The following is a 557-nucleotide window of genomic DNA, read 5'->3' on the forward strand; positions in this document are numbered from 1 at the left end:
CCAGCACCAACAGTACGACCACCTTCACGAATAGCGAAGCGCAAACCTTCTTCCATCGCGATCGGGTGAATCAGGGTAACAACCATTTTAATGTTATCACCTGGCATTACCATTTCTACACCTTCCGGCAACTCTACTGCACCGGTTACGTCAGTAGTACGGAAGTAAAACTGTGGACGGTAGCCTTTGAAGAATGGAGTGTGACGACCACCTTCTTCTTTGGACAGAACGTACACTTCAGATTCAAACTTGGTGTGTGGAGTTACTGAACCCGGCTTACACAAAACCTGACCACGCTCAACGTCATCACGCTTGGTACCACGCAACAGAACACCTACGTTCTCACCCGCACGACCTTCGTCGAGCAGCTTGCGGAACATTTCAACACCAGTACAGGTTGTTTTGGTAGTTTCTTTCAGACCAACGATCTGAATCTCTTCACCCACTTTAACGATACCGCGCTCTACACGACCGGTTACCACAGTACCGCGACCAGAGATAGAGAATACGTCTTCTACTGGCATCAGGAATGGCTGGTCAATTGCACGCACTGGCTC

At 49.4% G+C, this 557-nt stretch carries 1 protein-coding gene; it reads right to left on the bottom strand.

Translation table 11 applies throughout. The features are described 5' to 3' along the window. A partial coding sequence (locus tag A596_RS05080; protein ID WP_039913084.1) for an EF-Tu C-terminal domain-related protein occupies positions 1 to 557 on the bottom strand: 557 nt, incomplete at both ends.

The organism is Cellvibrio mixtus subsp. mixtus J3-8, assembly GCF_000766945.1.
Lineage (GTDB): Bacteria > Pseudomonadota > Gammaproteobacteria > Pseudomonadales > Cellvibrionaceae > Cellvibrio > Cellvibrio mixtus_A.